This is a genomic window from Parashewanella hymeniacidonis, from assembly GCF_016900895.1.
Lineage (GTDB): Bacteria > Pseudomonadota > Gammaproteobacteria > Enterobacterales > Shewanellaceae > Parashewanella > Parashewanella hymeniacidonis.
Genome location: NZ_JAFEUN010000026.1, coordinates 24093 through 44382 on the forward strand (window position 1 = coordinate 24093; position 20290 = coordinate 44382).

14 protein-coding genes and 1 pseudogene are annotated in these 20290 nt (G+C 41.5%); 3 read left to right on the top strand and 12 right to left on the bottom strand.

The genetic code is table 11. From position 1 onward, the window contains the following. Positions 1-22: 22 nt before the first annotated feature. From JQC92_RS07315 to JQC92_RS07345, 7 genes are all read right to left on the bottom strand, one after another. The gene (locus JQC92_RS07315) at positions 23-1495 is read right to left on the bottom strand and encodes a lactonase family protein (protein WP_204999035.1); all 1473 of its coding nucleotides are present in this window, start codon (positions 1493-1495) and stop codon (positions 23-25) included. 140 nt (positions 1496-1635) lie between these two features. Beyond that, a complete protein-coding gene (locus JQC92_RS07320) occupies positions 1636-2400 on the bottom strand; it encodes a metal ABC transporter permease (protein WP_204999036.1) in 765 nt (254 codons plus the stop codon). Next, entirely contained in the window at positions 2400-3302 is a 903-nt protein-coding gene (locus tag JQC92_RS07325; protein WP_204999037.1) for a metal ABC transporter solute-binding protein, Zn/Mn family, read from the bottom strand. The genes JQC92_RS07320 and JQC92_RS07325 overlap by 1 nt, the downstream gene beginning before the upstream one ends. Then, a complete protein-coding gene (locus tag JQC92_RS07330) occupies positions 3286-4497 on the bottom strand; it encodes a hypothetical protein (protein ID WP_204999038.1) in 1212 nt (403 codons plus the stop codon). The genes JQC92_RS07325 and JQC92_RS07330 overlap by 17 nt, the downstream gene beginning before the upstream one ends. A gap of 248 nt (positions 4498-4745) precedes the next feature. Continuing rightward, on the bottom strand, positions 4746-5054 hold the full coding sequence (locus JQC92_RS07335) for a DUF2607 family protein (protein WP_204999039.1): 309 nt from the start codon (positions 5052-5054) through the stop codon (positions 4746-4748). Between the two features lie 110 nt (positions 5055-5164). Further along, a complete protein-coding gene (locus JQC92_RS07340) occupies positions 5165-6151 on the bottom strand; it encodes a Gfo/Idh/MocA family protein (RefSeq protein WP_204999040.1) in 987 nt (328 codons plus the stop codon). Continuing rightward, complete coding sequence (locus tag JQC92_RS07345) at positions 6148-6453, bottom strand: putative quinol monooxygenase (RefSeq protein WP_204999041.1); 306 nt, start codon at positions 6451-6453, stop codon at positions 6148-6150. The genes JQC92_RS07340 and JQC92_RS07345 overlap by 4 nt, the downstream gene beginning before the upstream one ends. A gap of 102 nt (positions 6454-6555) precedes the next feature. On the opposite strand from JQC92_RS07345, the gene JQC92_RS07350 reads away from it, so the two are divergent. Further along, the gene (locus JQC92_RS07350) at positions 6556-7407 is read left to right on the top strand and encodes a LysR family transcriptional regulator (RefSeq protein ID WP_204999042.1); all 852 of its coding nucleotides are present in this window, start codon (positions 6556-6558) and stop codon (positions 7405-7407) included. Here the strand turns inward: JQC92_RS07350 and thpR are convergent. Further along, on the bottom strand, positions 7388-7921 hold the full coding sequence (thpR, locus tag JQC92_RS07355) for an RNA 2',3'-cyclic phosphodiesterase (protein ID WP_204999043.1): 534 nt from the start codon (positions 7919-7921) through the stop codon (positions 7388-7390). The two genes, JQC92_RS07350 and thpR, sit on opposite strands and share 20 nt — an antisense overlap. A 158-nt stretch (positions 7922-8079) precedes the next feature. Here thpR and JQC92_RS07360 point away from each other — a divergent pair, with 158 nt between their 5' ends. After that, complete coding sequence (locus JQC92_RS07360) at positions 8080-10593, top strand: hypothetical protein (protein ID WP_204999044.1); 2514 nt, start codon at positions 8080-8082, stop codon at positions 10591-10593. Positions 10594-10659: 66 nt separating this feature from the next. Here JQC92_RS07360 and JQC92_RS07365 read toward each other — a convergent pair whose 3' ends face one another. From JQC92_RS07365 to JQC92_RS07380, 4 genes are all read right to left on the bottom strand, one after another. Then, entirely contained in the window at positions 10660-13737 is a 3078-nt protein-coding gene (locus JQC92_RS07365; protein WP_204999045.1) for an efflux RND transporter permease subunit, read from the bottom strand. A 9-nt stretch (positions 13738-13746) separates the two neighbouring features. Beyond that, positions 13747-14853, bottom strand: a complete 1107-nt coding sequence (locus tag JQC92_RS07370; protein WP_204999046.1) for an efflux RND transporter periplasmic adaptor subunit — start codon at positions 14851-14853, stop codon at positions 13747-13749. Between the two features lie 71 nt (positions 14854-14924). After that, on the bottom strand, positions 14925-15638 hold the full coding sequence (locus JQC92_RS07375; protein WP_204999047.1) for a TetR/AcrR family transcriptional regulator: 714 nt from the start codon (positions 15636-15638) through the stop codon (positions 14925-14927). 394 nt (positions 15639-16032) lie between these two features. After that, positions 16033-16203 (bottom strand): hypothetical protein, encoded by a 171-nt coding sequence (locus tag JQC92_RS07380; RefSeq protein WP_204999048.1) that lies wholly within the window; start codon positions 16201-16203, stop codon positions 16033-16035. Between the two features lie 1746 nt (positions 16204-17949). Here JQC92_RS07380 and JQC92_RS07385 point away from each other — a divergent pair. Then, positions 17950-20290: pseudogene (locus JQC92_RS07385) on the top strand (hypothetical protein); the annotation flags it as partial.

Sequence of the window (20290 nt, forward strand, 5' to 3'; positions counted from 1 at the left end):
TTTACATCAGTTTCAATGGAGGTTATCCCACACTGAAACCCGCTAATCCTAGGAAATTATGAGCGCCAGCTTTACCGACATCGTCTTTAGTTTCTTTATAGACATGTTGATCGATATACGACAGTGTTCCATCACCTTTGATGTTAAATCGATTTAACGTAAAGGTTTGGAAGGCGCCTAATACATAAAGATATTTATTATCAGGTGTAATATACATGTCTTTAGTATCCCCAGCTGGTGTGCCTTCACTGCGTGAAGCATAGCTCAAGGTTTTAGCAACGGTTCCATTAGCATTCAATGTAAATGGTGTAATCACGTTGGCACCAAAGCTCGATACATAAAGTCGTTTTCCATCAGGGCTAAGCACGGTCCAACAAGCTTCATCTCTGCTGTTTTCTGCACCAGTATTATAATGGGCCGTTAAGGACACACCTGTATGACCCCCTTGCTGATCCCCATCATCATTTAATACCGTCAAGCCATGCCCTATCAACTCATTGGTTAAATTGAAGTTACTGGCATGCAAGGTCGTATTACTGTTTAATGCCCAATTAATGCCAATCGTGCCTGCGATGCCTGATTTTTCAAAATAATCAGGAAGCTGAGAATTAATGTTTCCTTTTGATTTATCAAAATCATAGACATAAACACGACTAGGATGCTGTTCATCAGTACTTGGATTATTCGTATTGAAATGAGCAATACCCCAAGTTGAAACCGCTAACTTAGTACCATCGGCACTAAACGTTACTGTTGTTGGGCCACCGTTAGCTCTATCATAAGTTGCTAAAGTTGGCCTATCAGCAGCCCATAAATTGCCATTGGAACTATCGAAATTAAACAAACTGATATTACGATGAGTATCAGATCGATCTGAAGCCGTTAAATCAACTTTGTCTCCATTCGAATCAATAAAGAAGTCATTGCTTGGATAGCGCTTTATATCAGTACCGTCTTTTTGTACATTCGGGTTATTCCATTGATTACCGACCACCACCCAATATTGGTCATCACTGTTTGGTTTCTTGGTGTATGTAATACTGACTGGGCGTTCACCACCTGAATCGATGTTTTCTAGCCAGGTTAAATCTCCATTACTCTTATTGATTTTGAATAAAGAAATATAATGATCGCTTCCTGCATCCACGTTCAATAAGTAATCTCCAATAATTTGGATGGCGCCCTGACTGTCAAAGTCACCATGAGCATCACCGCCAGTAGATACATCAGCTGCACCTTTGGCCTTAGTATCGTAGACAACTTCATTGCCTACCGTACCGTCAGCATAGCGAGTAAGCCGCATCACTTTATTCATACCGTTGCCATTTTCATCACCGTTACCATTGGTCGTGGTATAGAGGTAACCCGAAATAAGTGGCATTGGTTTATTCGACTTGTGTTTATGGCTTGAGCCGCATGCGGTTAACGCCGAAGCAATGGCAACTGCACACATTAATTGGCTGAATGTAATTAGTTTTCTTTTATGTTGATTCATAATTCTCTCGCATAACAAGTTATGGATGAATCACAAATGTCCCTATTGAAGTGACCCTATGATTTACAAGGTTTGCTTGTAAGAATTGCAGATGTAACGGGAGATAATCTACGCCCATAAAGGACGTACATCAATGACGGTTAGTAAATACCTTTTGTTTTAAAGGTATATCCAACCCGAGAAATTAACGAAAATCCAGCCAAACACATTACGATAGAGGCACCGCTTGGGTAGTCCATGGTCACAGAAACCATTAACCCAACCACATAGCCTAAAAGACCAATACCTAACGCAATGGCGACGCCTTTTTTACCTTTAAAAGGCTGCGATGCTAAAGCCGGCATAATAAGTGTACTAAATACTAAGTACACACCAACGAGCTCTACTGAAAAAGTAATGACAATCGCAAAGATAAAGTAAAACGCTCGCCCATTTAGTAATCTTGGGGTGAACATCAATAACATCAGCAGCATGATATAGATGATTGCAGGCCCAATAAGTTGAGACCAATCAACCCATAAGATTTGACCTGACATAATCTGTTTTAAAAGCTCAGCGCCATGCGGATCATTGGCGAGCAGCAATAATGCCGCCACCGCAGATACCACATACAAACAACCAATTAACGCTTCTAGCTCTTTAGGTGCTTTTTTAGAGAGCCATGCAATTAATGCGGCCCCAAAAAGTGCAAACACTGCTGGCATGACAAATTGCATGAGCGGCAGAGCTTCAAAATCATGGTGCGTTTTTGCCACAATCGCACCCAGCGCTGCAATTTGCGCAATCGCCAAATCAATAAAGATGATCCCACGTTTAAGCACTTGGCAACCAAGCACTACGTGTGTAGATAGCACCAACAATCCTGCCACGAAGGCAGGCAGAATAATGTCAAGAAGGTCAAACATCAGTGCATCACCTTTAACAACTTAGCGATAACCGAATCATAAAGTGAGAACAAGTCCTTGCTTTGTTTATCGCCACCAATCGTCATAGGCAAAATCAACACAGGGATGTTGGCTTTTTTACTCAACCATTCGCCACCTCTTTGATCTTGATAAGATGACACCACAATAGCACTGACATGATCTTGTTCAGCCACTTTCAATAAGCTCGCTAAATGGCTTGTGGTTGGTGGTAAACCCGGCTTAGGTTCTAAGTCCCCCACCTGCTTGATACCTAACCAATCAAATAGATAACGAAAACTACTGTGATAAGCGATCACGCTTTTGCCATTTAAAGGTAAAGCCAGTTTTTTCCATTTAATTTTGGCTTGATTCCATTTGATTTTAAATGCATCAAAATTGGCTTGGTACTGAGCTCTATGGTCAGCATCCAACTGAATCAAACGCACCGTTAAACCATCAGCAATCTCCAACATACGCTGAGGAGAGAAATGTAAATGTGGATTACCTAAAGCATGAACATCACCCATACTGCGATCCACTTTATCTAACTTATCCAACGTATTGGTATGTTCAGCCGCAAAAAACAACCCTGTTTGATGATCGCGAACTTTTGGGTTGGCCGCTTTCAATTGCAACATCGGCAACCAACCGATCTCCAAGTCAGCCCCCGCACAAACAACAAGGTCTGTGCGGCGCATTTTGGCGATCAGGCTAGGTCTCGCCTGAATCATATGTGGATCTTGCATTGCTGTTGTCGCCTGATACACATTCGCTTCAGGTGCAATCTCTTTAACCAAAGCTGCATATTCCGGCTCACATGCAAACACGTTCAGCGCTGCATGAGCCATTTGACTCAGCCCAAATAGGGCTGTAGCCAAGAGTAACTTAGAACTGATGCGCACTGTGAGCTCCTAATGTCATGATAAATTGCAAAGTAATGCTATTTTCATCCGTAGGTAAGAACATTTCAGTACCATCTTGATGGGTATATTGCAGACGAATCACAGAGAAATGACTGTGATGATATGAAAGTTGCAATTCAGTTTCTTGCAAACTCGCTCTTTCTAACTCTTCTTCATGAAGGTTATACGTATCAATACGGCCATAGCGCACACCCTTCGACCATTTTGGTGAGAACTGGTAAACACTACTGACATACCAACCTTGATGATCTTTATCAAATTGTGGCTGATGTTCTATCTCATCCGCTAAGAAGGTATCTGTTAAACGGAAATATTCACCACTCAAAGTCAGATGTTGATATTTGTAATTACCCTGTGGTGCCCATTTATACACAAAATCTGCACCAAATAAATTTTTACCTGTAAACGATGCACCATGGTTATGCCCTTCATCGCCATGATCATGTTCGTCATGCACATCACCATGCGCTTCTTCGTGCTCATGTTCATCATGATCGCCTTCATCCTCATGATGATGCTCTGCAACAATAGCTTGGCCGTTTTCATTGCGCAAATAGCTTAAACCAAGCTGCCACGAACTACTCTCACTAATATCACCGCCGAATTTAGAATAAAGCGTGTAAGCACCAACGGATTTTGCATCGCCATTCAACGCTTCTGCTTGTAACTTTTGCCCTTTAAACGCTTCAATGCCCATCGCCAAATAAATATCTGTTGGAGCAACATAATCAAGACGAATACCATCATCGAAATAGTGGCTACCTAAGAACGCACGGTAAACTGCAGGACGATCAACAAATGCATCTGTATGCAGATGTTGATTGTTCAAGTAACCGATATCAGACATAAAGCGACCAGCTCTAACAGAGAAACCATACGGAAGAGAAAGCGTTTGTAAAAATGCTTCTTCTAGTTCGTAATTCGTTTCGCCATTTGCCGACTCAATCACACTGGTAAGCTTGCCATAAAACGCATCATCAATGGCGCCACTGAACGCCAATTCTGTTTCGCCCAAGCCAAAGCCTTGTGCTTTTTCTGATAACGTCTTATCAGCACTTTGATAGTAACCATTTAAAACCGCACTGACATTTAAATCTGACGCATCTTGAGCTTGAGTGTTTCCAGCCAGTGAAGCAATAACCATAGCAAGTGTTGTAGGAACCAATTTTTTCATTTTCACTCTCCAAAGTCTCGATGGCACTATCCTCAGGGAAGGCGTTGCCATCGAGTAATCTCAATTTTTAATTTTTTGGAGATATCAGATGTTCACGGACTCAACTTTCTCTGTTTGCGCACACAAGAAAGGCAAGTCTAATTTTGGGTGATTACTCATTAATCCACACAAAATCAACATAGTCACATCAATACATGAGCACCGTAAACATAAACGGACTCTAATATCTCAACGTTAATAAATGATGATTAGGACAATAAAAACTGAGGAGGAGCACGATTACGATAAAGCGCCGTATAGAGCACTTCACAAACTGTGATGGCAAATTCACTAATAATGAAATTTTGAATTTGGATCGGCAGTATTGGGGTTGAATTGGCAAGACCACCAGCAAATTGATGCTGGTGAAAAGCAAGTGTACAGTGCTCTGTTAATCCGTGATTAACATGTTCGACACTATGAGCTGATGCAGCGACAGACAATAGTAGGACTAGGACACTGAGCCCCATCGCTAACCATTTCTGCACTCGTTTCAATTGCTGCATCACTTTCATCATTTATTACCTAGGGCTCTATCCAATGGGCAATAAAAATACTCGCTCTTTGATTTTAACAGGCTGAGTCTAACTTAATGGTTTCTGTTAATTCAATGACAATTTTGTAACTTTCAGTGTGCCAGCGCATGTTTCTGCCATTTGACTAACCAATCCATAATCTTAATAGAGTCAGCAAGTGTTGCCTGAGGGTGAGCTAACGAAAACTTATTTTGCTCAACAGCATCAATAACTTGTAGCACTTGGTAATAGAAAGCATCGCCCTCAGCTTCGACGTTCACTACCGTTTCCTGTCCTTCATATTCAGCATAATGAAAAGAATTTTGTTCTTGTGGTAACCAAGGATTACTGTCGAACACTAAATAACCTTTCTCACCTAATATTTGTAAACTGGATTTCGTGCCATAATCTTCAGCGCAATGGAGCTGAACTTGAACCGAATCATCAAAATTCAAACTTGCTGAGGTTTCACAAATATTCCCGTCTGTACCTTTCCGACCAATAGCTTGGAGTGCATAATCACTTACTGAATGAGGCGTCACGGCTTCAATGCAACGATAAGCGATCGACGCTGGATAACATCCAAGGTTGTAGATGGCGCCTCCACCTTGGGAATTAACAAACTCGCTAATGGCAGCGCAATAGCTCGCATTAACTTGTTTAATGTTCCCAATCACGCCCTGTTTGAGTAATTCCAGTAGCTTATTAATCACTGGATGATGCAAATACATCAAACCTTCTGCAAAAAATACCGGATTCTCAGCCAGTGCTTTTTCAACCACTTTGGTTTGCTCTAGCGATACTGCCAATGACTTTTCACATAAAATAGCTTTACCAGCCTTGGCGGCCTTTTCCACATAGATATGATGAAGATGATTTGGTAAAGCGATGTATACGATGTCAACATCTGAGTCATTGATTAACGCATCGAAGTCAGTGTATGACTTTTCGATTTGATGTTGTTGAGTAAAAGCCATTAAGCGTTCTTCATTTCGTCCAGCCGCAGCGATAATTTGACTGCGCCCCTCTTTAGCAATAGCACTCGCCATTTCACTGGAAATAAAGCTTGTTCCTAAAAAACCCCAATTCAGTGACTTCATACTGCACCTCCAACTAAATGGCTTTGATAACCTTTAATAAAGGACGTTTGCTTACTGTTAATAAACGCTTGAGTGTGTGGCATATTAAAATGTGCTTCAATCGCATCTTCGTCCTGATAGATTTCCCATAATATGATTTCTCTTGGGCTCTGTGCATTTTGACTGGCTTGTGCAAACAGACACCCGTCTTCGGACTCCATTTGTTGACAATATAGTTGAATATTACTCAGAACAGATTGAATATCCTGATCAGCATTAATCTCGATGACGGCAGTTACTCGAACACCTTGTTGAGATAACATTTAATGAACCTTGCTTCGCAAAACCTCAGTCTATTACTAACAAAACCGCTGATAAACAGGTTATGATTATCGACTTTATTAACCCACAGTTTATAATTATTGATGGATAAACTAAAAAGCCTGCAAGTATTCATCGATATTGTTGAACAAAACAGTATCACTCATGCAGCTTACAGCAATCAAATCAGTGCGACGATGGCTGGAAAGCACTTAAAATCATTAGAGGCCGAGCTAAAGCAAACGTTGCTCACCAGAACAACACGTAAGCTATCATTGACTGAGGCGGGCAAACTCTATTATCAGAGCGCAAAGCATATCCAACAAACCTTACTTAATACCGAAAATCAACTCCAGCAAATGCAACAAAAACCCAGTGGTAACATTAAATTGAATGCCCCTGTGACATTCAGTGAAGTTGTATTAGCCCCGTTAATCCCGCAATTTCTCAGACGTTACCCTGAAATTAACATCGAACTCATTTGTGAAAACCGCATTACTGATCCGATGCATGATAGTTCAGATTTGCTGATCAGAATTGGTGAACTGGAGAATTCTAATCTTTATGCGCAAAAACTCGGTGAATATCAAATGGTTTTTGCAGCATCACCAAGTTATATCAATCGATATGATGTACCAACATCGATTAACGATCTTAATCTTCATCAATGCTTGGGGTTCATTCCAAACCGGATGGGAATCCAGCAAATGACGACAAACTCAATGCCGCTACAAACAAATTCTGGGCGAGTCTTATTAAGTGCAGCACTCGCAGGGAGTGGCATCATACTGCAGCCGAAAATATTAATTGAGAATGCGTTAACTGAAGGAGCTCTGATTCAGATTCTTAACGATGAACACCCCAAGGCTAAATCCATTCATATCATCTACAAAAACAAGCCACTACCACTGAAATGCAAAGCGTTTATTAAATTTCTTAAAGCGAATTATAAATAGCCATACATTCATATTTAGCGCCTTGATCAGTTAAACAAGAATGATACAGCCCAAACTGAGTGACTTGTATGTGTGCTAGCAATGAACGAAGTTGTTGATGAACCTCTGCTAATTCAGTTTCTGTAAAACTCACATTCCTCGTCAAGCTAATATGAGGCACAAAGCTCTGTTGATCATCAAATTCTGTTACTTGCTTTGCGCATGCTGTTACCTGTTGCCTCAATCGCATTAATGACGCCGTATTCGCCACACCAGCCCACAAAATGGGTTTTCTTTTTACACAAAAGTGTCCGCTTGCAGCAAAAGTTAACGTCTCTGCCGGAAATTTAATTTGTTGCAGTAACCCATCTAAACGTTCAATTTGTCGTTGATCTAAATTACCAATAAAAGCCAATGTAATATGTAGTTGACTCAACACATTATCAATACCCATTCTATGAAGGCGGGACTTCCATGGAACCATTATTTCTTCTGAAATAGGTATACCAATAAATGTTCTCAAGTTTGAGGCCAATGTCTTACCTTACGGTCTGTGATCTACGCATTCAAAGTCTAACATTAATTATAAAGTGTAAAATTTGCACAATTTTAAGACCCTTTCTACGCTTAATCAGCGAGTTTACTTATTCAGTAATACGTTTGTACGTTTTATAAGTCAGAAGGAGCGACTTAATGAAAGTTCAACACTTCCTGTTAACAGGTATAGCTGTTGCCGTTTTATCCGCATGTGGAAGCGATAACAACAGCAAGACTGTTCCAGCTAAAAAAATCGAACCAGCCAAAACGGTAACTAAAGCCGGTAAAGTTATCGATCCAATGAACCGTAAAGGTGCTGTGGCTTTTTTAGATACCAATACCAACCATCAACATGACGAAGGCGAGCCTCTTGCTGCAGTCGACGAAGCTAGTGGTTCATACTCACTTGAAGCACCTGAAGCTGATGCGACTAAAGCAGTAATGGTTAAAGTTCCTAATGGCGAAAATAGCCATTACTTACTGAAGCCGATTTTAGGAGAAGTGGTCAGTTGTGCTACAACATACGCTGAACATTATTTATGGATGAATGGTGGCGATATCACAGTCGCAGCCGATGTCGAAGCGGCATTAGCTAAAACTCAAGATGATCTAGATTTATTTAACCCAGCAAACGAAGATTATATCGCTGCGGCTGGAGCAGCTTCTGCTTCTCCTGAGAAAATCCGTGAAGCAAAATCTGATAAGCTTAAGGTCCAAGCGGCATGTTTGACTCTTTCAAAACTCACCTCGGATGCAACCCTAGACTCAAACGCTGAAGATAAGGAATATATCCATCACGGTGCTATGCACCAGTTGATGTCTGCACCTGGACTTGAAGCAGTGAGTGAAGTAGCTAAAGCGCACGCTCCTTATGTTGATATTATGGGCATGGAGCCTTCTTCATATGATGATATTATCAACAGTATCATCAACTTCGAGCCGGGTAATACTCAAAAGTTAATACCTCTAACAAAGGCTATGAGTACAGCAGTTAAAGGTAATGCGGCTGAATACTTTGCCACTGATGGTTTGAATACACTTGGTGTTGGTCACCCTAATGGTGAAGAGCATGCAGCAAACCACAGCTCGACTCATTATGATGTGAGTTCTGAAGAAACACATTTATCTAATTATCATTTCACATATGATCATGAGAATTATTTTGGCTACTTCCACAGTACTGCGAAACCAGAGCTTGAAAAGCACTTTGTTTTCGATACAACTGACAGAGAGTTCAAAAAGTCTTACCACAAGTGGGAAGTGACAGACATCGATTTAGAGAGTGGTGATATTACTCTTGTGAATCCATGGAACCGTTTCGTAAGCCGTTCACCTGTATCTAAAGTATATGATGTATCTGGCGTTTCTATTGACATGTTCTTAAGTGAAAACCCTGATTTGAAAAAAACATGGGGTTACTTAGTTGCTGATGATGCGATGTTTGCTGAAGGTTCTAAAATCAACAAGCTAACGATTACCAACAACAATCAAATTTTCTTACTGCCAGAAGTTGATGAATGTCGACCTGACGACGCTGACGTTAAGTACGCAATTTTAAGCGACGATAACGGTGAGCAGAAGTTGTGTAATTACTTGAGAAAGCATGTTGGCGGTGTAAAGTCACAAGCACTGGTATTTGATGATATTTTTGTTTCTGAATTTGCATCAGAGGTTAACCCAACTGATAGCGGCGTTGATGGTGTGATTGTCGCAATGGAAGGTTCAACCTACATTATTGCTCAGTTGAAAGAGTCAGCTGACGATGACTCACGTGGAAATGTTAAGTTTTTCAAAGAAACTCACGTGCTTAATGAGGACGGAGAGCATGAAGAAATTATTTCATATTTTCCAACAAGCACACCGAGTACTTGGGAATCACAAAAGTTCGGTACAGGTAGTAACTCTGTAGATCTTTGCCGAATTACATTACCTAAAGAAGTAGCCGGTTTTGGTCGTGAAGTTCAAATGCATAAGCATGCTTTTGTTGTTGAACTTGGTGAAGGCGAAGATAGAGCTCTTAGACACGGTAAAGTTCTAGAAGCAGGTTTGGTTTTACCAAAAATGCCAAAAGGGCTCAACACCGTAGCACTTGATAGTATTTTGGACAACATCAACTTGGAGAAGTACAAGTATCATGAACATTACGAGTTTAAACTCGATAAGAAATGTCATCTTGGTAACTCGTTGATGAAAGATAAGTTCAATAAAGTTGCTTATGCTGAAACATTGAAGACTCGTGATCAGTACCATACTTCAGCGAAAAACTGTACGACTTATGGTGAAGACGTTTCTACTGTCGCTGATTTTGCTGAAAGAGAGTTTAAACTCAGCAAGCACGATGACGATCCTTATCGTAAGATCAAATTCAGTGCAGCCGATGATAACTCTGGTACAGTCAAAATCTTTAAAGACGTAGGTTCTGAAGCTCTTTACGAGTACGAAGGTACTTACACTTTCCACCCAGAAAACACATCAGTGAAGATTTCTTTCATTAAGCCTGAAGATGGTAAAACTCATCACATCTACTTAACTCGAGTTAAGAGTATAGTAGATGCAGACGGCCAAGTAATCAAAGTCCACTTTAAGACGCTCCATGTTATTGAAGACGCACTTAAAGGAATCGTTGGACACCATGTGTTCTTAGTTAAAGAGTTAGAAACAGAAGATTAACTTCTTCTCCAATCTAAAATAAAAAAGCCCGTTAATACGGGCTTTTTTATTACTCAAATAACGGCTTCAAGATTTAGCTGTTTGCAGCTCAGCCTCAGATTCTTTGTTATGTTCAGCGGCAATATAGGAGTAAATCACCGGCAGAACAAATAAAGTAAAGAAGGTACCAATAATCATCCCTGCAACCAGAATCAAACCGATACTGTTACGCGCTGCTGCACCTGCACCGGTGACTAATACCAGTGGGAAGTGACCCAGAACGGTTGCGGCAGTGGTCATCAGTACAGGACGAAGTCGAGTGCTTGCAGCTTGGATAACAGCATCACTTCGATTCAAACCTTCTAATTGCAGATGCCTTGCAAACTCAACAATTAAAATACCGTTTTTCGCTACCAGCCCAACCAAGGTAATCAATCCAATTTGCGAATAAATATTGATGGTCGTAAAATTCATAAACGACAACAATAGCGCCCCTGATAATGCTAATGGCACAGAACCCAGCAATACAACAAGTGGATCTCTAAAGCTATTGAACTGAATCGCCAATACAAAGAAAACAAACACCAATGCCACACCAAGCACACCGACAAGTGTATTACCTTCTTGACGTAACTGACGCGACTCACCCACATAGTCAATCGAGTAACTTGCAGGCAAAATTTGCGCAGCCGCTTGCTCTAGTGATGCCAACGCTTCTTCTTTTGTACTTCCTCCGTTAATGCCGCCAAATACCCGGAACGAATTTCGCTGTCCAAACTTGGTGAGCTTTCTCGGGGCTGCTTTCGATTGCACAGTAGCAATACTTGATAATGGTATTAATTTTCCAGCAGGCGTCGATAATTGCAGTTCGAGAATCGCTTGTTGGTCGTTGCGAAAGCGATCTTCAACCTGAGCAATCACCTTGTAAGCTTTACCGTCTAAATTAAAACGGTTGATGTAATTGTCCGACAGTAAAAACGACAGTTGTTCATTAACATCGCTGATAGTCATGCCTAAGTCAGCAATTTTGGCTTTATCAAACGCAAAGCTGATCTGCGGTAAATCGACTTTTAAGTCAGTATCAGCAAACATGAATTTACCACTACCAAATGCCGCATAAACCAACTGTTGTGCATAGACTGCCATTTCCATTTGTGGCACCGATGACGTCACCACCATTTCGACATCAAACTGACCTGAAGTTGGTAATGCTGCAGGTAAATTAGGAAACGCAGTAACCTGTGGGAACTGCGATAATACGCCGAACACTTGCCCCAATAATTCTTGAGTACTTTGTTCACGCTCTTTTACAGGTTCAAATACGAGGCCACCAAAACCAAAGGTCGGGAACGAAATATGCCACATCCCTACACTGTCAGGTGTTTGAATCGCCGATTTTACCACTCCCATCATCTGAGCACTGGTATGTTCTAATGTCGATTCTGGTGGTGTTTCAATATACATCTGAATCATCGACTGATCTTCAGTCGGCGCAAGTTCAGATTTTGAAAAAAGGTATAACGGCACAATCATCAATGTCATAAACAGCGCAATGACGACAATTTGAGGACGATAGTTAAAGGCATTGGTTAAAAAGCCTTTATAGAGCACTTCAAGGTGAGCAAAGCGACCATTGATATACTGAGTAAATCGGCCTTCTTTACCACCTTCTGGCGATACTTTTGCACTCATGATCGGTGATAGCGTTAAAGCGACTAAGCCCGACATTAATACCGCAATTGCCAGTGTAAATACGAACTCTTTAAATAGTACACCTGTGAGTCCTGACAAGAAGCCGATAGGTGCATAAACTGCGGCCAGCGTGATTGTCATACCAATAATTGGCGTAAATAATTGACGTGAACTCAACAAAGCGGCTTTGGGTCCACTCATGCCGCTGCGCATATGACGTGCAACGTTTTCAACCACAACAATGGCATCATCAACCACTAGACCAACAGACAATACAATCGCCAGCAAGGTCAGTAAGTTGAGTGAAAAGCCCATCAACGTCATAGCTGCAACAGCGCCTAAAATCGAAATAGGAATCGTGATCAAAGGTACTAATGCGGTTCTGAACGAACCCATCATTAATAAGATAACAATGCCCACTAATAATACGGTTTCGAGTAAAGTGGTAAACACTTCCTTAATCGAATCACGCATATATTTGGTCGCATCGTAAGCGATATTCAGCTTAAGATCTTTTGGTAACGACTGGTTTAAGGTTTCTAAGCGTTTATACAGTGCATCACCAATGGCAATTTCATTCGCACCTGGCTGAGTGAATACCGATACATATACTGAGTTACGGTCACGGAAACCCGCTTCTGCTGTTGCTTCTTCTGCACTTAAATCAATGGTGGCAACATCACCCAGTTTTATACTGCGACCGTCAACGTCTTTAATAGTAATTTGTTCAAACGCTGGGGTATCTTCAAGCAAGGTATTTGCAACAAGATCGATGCTTTGCACTGAGTTTTTAGTATTACCAATGGTGGCGGCAACGTTATTACGTAACAGTCCTTGCTGAATATCACTGCTACTGATATTCAACATCGCCATTTCACTTGGGTTTAGCCAAATACGCATTGCGGGTGAGCGACCACCTTCTACACCAACCCTTTGTACACCGGGAAGCGCATTTAACAATGGATTCACTTGGCGTACAAGATAGTCGCTCAATTCAGCGCGGCTGAACTCTTTGGTATCGGCCCATAGATAAAAAGACGCATAAGGTCTGTCGGCACGAGTGACCGTGATACTTGGATCTTGCGACTGTTGTGGCAATTCATATCGAATTTGACTTAACCGAGTATTCAACTCAGCTAATGCCTTGGTACTGTCGGCATTCAACACCAACTGCACTGTGACTTTACTGGCACCAGCAGATGATTCTGAATTGACATAATCAACACCAGAAATGGTTGCGGCTGCTTTTTCTATTGGATCGGTTACAAAACCTTGGATTTCATCAGCCGAAGCGCCCACGTAAATGGTATCAATCACCAGCTGTGAACTTTCGATCTGTGGGTATTGCAACACAGGCAATTTCATCGCAGAAATACTGCCAATCAACACCAAGACCAAGGATAAAATTACCGCCAAAATTGGACGAGTAACAAACACATCAGTAATGCGTTTGGGATAACGTTGTTCTGACATGCTGCTTCCTTACTGCTCGGCGCCAGTCGGTGCTGGTTGCTGCTGATCGGTAACGAGTTTATTGGGGTACATCTTAAATGCGCCCGTAGTAACCACTTTCTCGCCTTGTTTCAAACCGCCAGTGATATAACTGTATTGACCGTCTTCTTGGAACAAAGTGATATCACGTCTTTGTGCACGATAAGTACCTGGGCCGGCTGGCACCATGACGTACACATAACGCGTCGCTTGTTGACGCAATACCGCTTGCTTAGGTAATCGAATGGTTGGTTGAGCACTGCCTTGCTTGATCAATACTTCCACAAACGCACCTGGTGTGAAGTTTTTAGCCTCTGCTTTTGGCAGTAATGCACGATGCTTAAGGCTACGCGCTGTCGTTTCAATTAACGGGGATTTTGCAACAACCTGAGCAACAGTGGGTAAAACCTGCCCGTCAACAACTAACGTAAAGCTTTCATCTGACAACAGCCTTGCTTGTGTTTGTGATAAATTGACATCGACCCAAAGGTGACCTTGATTTGACACTAGATTGGTAATTGCACTATTGGCAGGAAGGTATTCACCAACAGAGTATTCGTGCAATCCTAACGTGCCATCAAACGGTGTTACTACAGTCTTTTTCGCAATGATAGCTTGAATGCGCTCTACTTCTGCTTGGTTAATTTTCAGATCGGCTACGGCATTATCGAGTGCGTCATCTGATGCCAGCTTTTTCTTATGTAAGGCTTTAATTCTTTTTAAATCTGCTTTTGCTAGCTCAGCACGGGCCTTTGCTGTCTTTAACGTGGCTTGTTCTTCACTGATGTCTAACTGCAGTAACATTTGCCCTTTCTTAACAGAGGCGCCATCCTTTAAATTAAGCTTTACAATTTTCCCTGATAGCTCATTGGTTAACAATACTGAATCAGGTGCAATAATTTCTGCTGGTACACGCACGAGCTCTTTATAATCGACTAAACTTGCGTTTTCTGCCCCCACTAATTCAGGATACTCAGGCATCGTTTGTCCAGCCTGTGCTGAAATTTGTGATGATTTGTATGAGTAAAGTCCTATACCCATTGTCGCTACCGCAATAAGGGTTAAACTCCAGACTTTTAGCTGCTTTCCAGCTGACATAATGTGCTTCCTTGTTATCTTTACTGAATCATTGAGTAAGTAAAAATTCTCAATGGTTGTAACGCCTAGGTTTAACGTAACCCTAGACTGATCAAATTCTTTTTAGCTCTTTCAATACCGTCGTCGGTTAAAGACGCCTTCCATGGGTATGCGTTGATATAATGTTTCATCGCTTTAATCGCCATGTCGCCTGCAAAGCAGACTTCTTGGTTCGATTGACAGTGCTTCTCTTTAATTTTCATGTGGCTACGGACTTGGCGCATTCCTACTGTCATCGCCCAATTTCCCATCGAAATTTCCATGACTTCTTCGAGTTCGCCTAAATACTCCCCAGACTCAACACAATCTTTGGTTTTTTGCTCGCACATAGAGTCCATGTGGTCTTCGAGTTCGAGCATTTTGGCTTTCCACATCGGTGAGCATCGGCGCAATACTGGGTCACTGGTAGCTAATATTTCTAAATCCATATCAAAGCTAAATCGATTGGCTTTTTCTGGTGCCAATAACATGAACGACATTAACTTTTCTGGCATGGATAAGTGAGCCGATGAATAGATTTGATCGGCAACATCACAAAAACGGATAAACATTTCACAGGCGAGCGCAATAATCACGTCTTCTTTAGTTTGCACATATTTGTATAGTGAGCCCACTGACAAACCAGCTTCCTTGGCAATTGCAGTCATTTTGAAATCTAGTAATGAGGAGTTTTCTATGACTTTCTCTGCAGCACCTCGGATCATTTCCGCCTGCTGCTCAATGCTGTATCTAGGTGCTGGGCACATAAATAAAATCTCATTCGAATAACGTTCGAATGAGATTTTCGCTTTAGTTCAAACATTATTCAAGTGTTTTTATTAATTAATTTACTCTGCACTTTGTCAGTGTTAGGTTGTCTGGCGAAAATCGGAAGTACTCAAGGCATTACCAATGAAGTAAAATCGAAATTTAAAGCTGTTTTTTATTCTCTATGCTTTACAGTCATAAACGCTTGTAGTAGTTACACCAAACCTCAACGACTAATACATGGATATTTGCCTGACTATCAAAGGTTGAAAGAAGTAAAAGACACTCATGGCTTGGGGTATTGCGCCCATTTCATCCATATCTCTCACAAAATCTAGATAACAACTAATAATCAATAGGTTAATGATAGTGTTTTCATTGATAATTCCTTTGTTAATCGGTAAATGAAGTAGTTACTGTTTCTAAAATTCTCTCTAGATTTAGTAATTCATTATCTTCATCAAATACATAGTTACCAGCTAACTGAATATGCCACCAAGCTACAGGTGAAAGATCACCAAGCACTTTAATTGCAGCCTCATTCTGTTGCTCTTTAAATCTCATTTTTGTCTTTATCAAATATAGATAAAGATAGAAGATAGAAGATAGAAGATAGAAGATAGAATACAGACTAAGATGTGCTATTCCCTTGAATAATCTAATGCTTTGAATTATTCAAGGGAATAGCCTCTTTATCTTTAACTAAGGTAACATCATGAAATCTATTTTAATTTTTTCAATTTCTCTGTTTATAATAACTGGCTGCTCAGGAACGCTTATGGTTCCACCAATAAAAACAGATCGAACAGCTTGTAAAGATAAACTTGGTGATAGCAAAAGAAGTGTTTCGAGCAGGTAAATAGTATTAAAGATTCTATAGAAAAGCATAAAAAGCCGTAAATTCTCGCAATGTAGAATAAAAAAGTTGGGTTACTGCGGCAAAGCACAAGCGTTTGTAGTCGAGTAATTTACTTCGCAACAGATACGTCATGAGATGAGCCCCCAAAATTATTTTAGATTTTTTAAAGTAGAAAGCTTTGCCTAATAGGCCTAATGACCACATATAAACCATGACGTGGCAGGGTGTTCAGCGTGCAAGGAAAGTAAATACAAAGGTCGTCCGATCGATACCGTTCTTCACTCCAGAATCAAAGATCTGTTAATTGATAAGGAAAGTTATATACGCATGACACCTGAAGATGCATGTTTCAGGACTTTCTCAGCGCCAATTCTTTGAGGCGCATTAGCGAAGGAATATCGGGATTCTTTCGAGCTAATGTAACAAAGAAGAATTGGCTCTGAGAAGTCCACGAAGTGCGAGTTGCACAGCGTGTTACTCTGTGTTGCCAGTGCTAACAATAGCTCACTATTGCCGCACACTGTCGCCTTGATTAACAAGCTGTGCATTCTCGCTGAAATCGAGCATCTTCAGGTATCATGGGTATAGTCATATCGAAAGGCTACTTGATTGTTCAAGACGCACAATCTCTAAGGTACCCAAGCAGTTAAAGTCAGAATTACATTTTTCTCAGTAATAAATTGAAACCTATTTTATTAATCTAATATGCTGATATTGAATGAAAAATCAGATTGCGTGAGAGATATGGATGAAATGGGCGCAATACCCCTGTTACAAATTCAAGATATTTTCAGGCTTGATATTTTAATTTCCAGATCAAACCATTCTGTAAAATCTGGATATAGAGCCTGATAACCATCCTCTGTAAAAGAAAGGAGTTCAACTAACGTTTTACCGTCAATGATCATTTCGTCGATCATGTTCTCAATCGCTTCCTTTGCGGTTTTAAGAAGAACTTTCCAAACATCTGAGGCAGATTATACACCCATAGCCTAAATTATCGAAGATAGGGACGACAATGCCCCACGCTTCAGTGTCTTTTGCGGGAGGCTCCACTCCGACTTTAAAAATCATTGAGTATCCTTTTATCTTGGAGTTGGTTCAGTAATAAAAAAGATATTTTGTTTCTTATCTTGTTCCACCTAGGAAATTCCTCCTGAAAGGTGCATACCAATAGGCTTTCTTGTTTGAATTTGGAAAAGTCTAAAGGAGAAATTTTATGGTGAATGAGGGTTAAAACGTGACTCAGAATCTGCGATGTTGAGGTCTTTTTAAGGCCAATTATAGGGGTAAATTAAGGCTGATTTTTAAGCTGAGAAGGCATTTATGCCAAGGCTCAGCCAGCTATAACTCCTGAAAAAGTCAAGAGCATTAACGATTTTTAACTCGTTTTTTAGCATTGTCTGCCTGTATTTTAAAAATACTGGCTCTTCCAAATCTCAATGAATTCTATGGTATCGAAAGTTCTATCCATTATGAATGGTTTCGGTTATACGTCTGTGGATAACGGGGTGTGCTATGGACTTGCGGTTATGGCTGCGCAGGCGGTGATAAGATTTGATGGGGCAACGTATAACGCCAGAATCAAGAAGCTTCCTAACGGTGAGGAAGACGACCTTAAGGCTTTTTTTGAAGGTGTGGTCGTTTATTCAGGCAGCGTCTTAAGCGCTTCACAATATGTTGCATTAGGTTTACCACGTCACCAAAATATCCCTGCACCTGCAAAGTTGTTATCATTTACACAAGATGAAAAAGATACCCTTCATGATGAGCGCAAAAAGTGCAGACCTTGTGTGGCTGAGACATTTTTGTGCTCTTTCAATCGAAAATCACTGACCTGCTGCCTTAACGAGATGCGTTCCCATGACGTGCCATTCTCATTGGTTATTACTTATATCAATCATGCGGTTCAAATTGGGTTTGATGGTTCAAACTGGCTGTCCGTGAGTCACGATAATACTCTGTATGAGGCAGCTATAACGAGTGAACTTTTACTTAACATTACAGATGAAAAGTACGCTCGTGATGGGTTGTGGCTTGCCAATATTAATATTGTCTTAGGAAAAGGTCGTACTATTTCAGATTTCTCCGCATGCTTTCGTGAATTACGTCTGACTGATAATAATTTTTTAAAGTTATCAGATTCTCAAAAAAAAAGGTGTGTGCATCTAGCGCTGTATGAAGATCATCATGATACGGTGACTGCGTTTATGGAAGCACTGGCGGAGTTACTGAAGGCAGGGAAGTTATCAGAAGATAAGTTCATAGCGCTGGCAGCGGGGAAAGAAGGTGACGGAACGCCTGGACTATATTTGGCGCTGCAAAATGGTCAGCATGAGACGGTGGCTGCGTTTATGAAGGTGCTGGCGGAGTTACTGAAGGCAGGGAAGTTATCAGCAGATAAGTTCATAGCGCTGGCAGCGGGGAAAAAACGTAACGGAACACCTGGACTATTTCTGGCGCTGCAAGAAGGTCAGCATGAGACGGTGGCTGTGTTTATGACGGTGCTGGTGGAGTTACTGAAGGAAGGGAAGTTATCAGAAGATAAGTTCATAGAGCTGGCAGCGGGAAAAAGACGTAACGGAACACCTGGACTATGTCTGGCGCAGAAAAACGGTCAGCATGATACGGTGGTTGCGTTTATGAAGGTGCTGGTGGAGTTACTGAGGGCAGGGAAGTTATCAGCAGATAAGTTCATAGCGCTGGCAGCAGCGAAAGATGGTGACGAAACACCTGGACTATATTTGGCGCTGCAAAATGGTCATCATGATACGGTGACTGCGTTTATGAAGGTGCTGGTGGAGTTACTGAAGGAAGGGACGTTATCAGAAGATAAGTTCATAGCGCTGGCAGCAGCGAAAGATGGTGACGAAACACCTGGACTATTTCTGGCGCTGCAAAATGGTCATCATGATACGGTGACTGCGCTTATGAAGGTGCTGGTGGAGTTACTGAAGGAAGGGAAGTTATCAGAAGATAAGCTCATAGAGCTGGCAGCAGCGAAAGATGATGACGAAACACCTGGACTATGTCTGGCGCTGCAAAATGGTCATCATGATACGGTGACTGCGTTTATGAAGGTGCTGGTGGAGTTACTGAAGGCAGGGAAGTTATCAGAAGATAAGTTCATAGCGCTGGCAGCGGGGAAAAGACGTAACGGAACACCTGGACTATGTCTAGCGCTGCAAAAAGGTCATCATGATACGGTGACTGCGTTTATGGAAGCACTGGCGGAGTTACTGAAGGAAGGGAAGTTATCAGCAGATAAGTTCATAGCGCTGACAGCAGCGAAAAGACGTAACGGAACGCCTGGACTATGTCTAGCGCAGCAAAACGGTCAGCATGAGACGGTGGCTGCGTTTATGAAGGTGTTGGTGGAGTTACTGAAGGAAGGGAATTTATCAGCAGATAAGTTCATAGAGCTGGCAGCGGGGAAAAGACGTAACGGAACGCCTCGACTATATTTTGCGCAGAAAAACGGTCAGTATGAGGCGGTGGCTGCGTTTATGAAGGTGCTGGCGGAGTTACTGAAGGAAGGGAGGTTATCAGCAGATAAGTTCATAGAGCTGGCAGCGGGGAAAGATGGTGACGGAACGCCTGGACTATATTTAGCGCTGCAAAGTGGTCATCATGATACGGTGGCTGCGTTTATGAAGGTGCTGGCGGAGTTACTGAAGGAAGGGAAGTTATCAGAAGATAAGTTCATAGAGCTTGCAGCAGCGAAAGATGATTACGAAATACCAGGGTTATGTCTGGCGCAGAAAAACGGTCAGCATGAGGCGGTGGCTGCGT

Bases quoted from the DNA above. Each gene is read 5' to 3' on its own strand.
- JQC92_RS07335 (WP_204999039.1), bottom strand. From the start codon at position 5,054: ATGATGAAAGTGATGCAGCAATTGAAACGAGTGCAGAAATGGTTAGCG.
- JQC92_RS07330 (WP_204999038.1), bottom strand. From the start codon at position 4,497: ATGAAAAAATTGGTTCCTACAACACTTGCTATGGTTATTGCTTCACTG.
- JQC92_RS07360 (WP_204999044.1), top strand. From the start codon at position 8,080: ATGAAAGTTCAACACTTCCTGTTAACAGGTATAGCTGTTGCCGTTTTA.
- JQC92_RS07380 (WP_204999048.1), bottom strand. From the start codon at position 16,203: ATGAGATTTAAAGAGCAACAGAATGAGGCTGCAATTAAAGTGCTTGGT.
- JQC92_RS07340 (WP_204999040.1), bottom strand. From the start codon at position 6,151: ATGAAGTCACTGAATTGGGGTTTTTTAGGAACAAGCTTTATTTCCAGT.
- JQC92_RS07370 (WP_204999046.1), bottom strand. From the start codon at position 14,853: ATGTCAGCTGGAAAGCAGCTAAAAGTCTGGAGTTTAACCCTTATTGCG.
- JQC92_RS07365 (WP_204999045.1), bottom strand. From the start codon at position 13,737: ATGTCAGAACAACGTTATCCCAAACGCATTACTGATGTGTTTGTTACT.
- JQC92_RS07375 (WP_204999047.1), bottom strand. From the start codon at position 15,638: ATGTGCCCAGCACCTAGATACAGCATTGAGCAGCAGGCGGAAATGATC.
- JQC92_RS07320 (WP_204999036.1), bottom strand. From the start codon at position 2,400: ATGTTTGACCTTCTTGACATTATTCTGCCTGCCTTCGTGGCAGGATTG.
- JQC92_RS07350 (WP_204999042.1), top strand. From the start codon at position 6,556: ATGGATAAACTAAAAAGCCTGCAAGTATTCATCGATATTGTTGAACAA.
- JQC92_RS07315 (WP_204999035.1), bottom strand. From the start codon at position 1,495: ATGAATCAACATAAAAGAAAACTAATTACATTCAGCCAATTAATGTGT.
- JQC92_RS07345 (WP_204999041.1), bottom strand. From the start codon at position 6,453: ATGTTATCTCAACAAGGTGTTCGAGTAACTGCCGTCATCGAGATTAAT.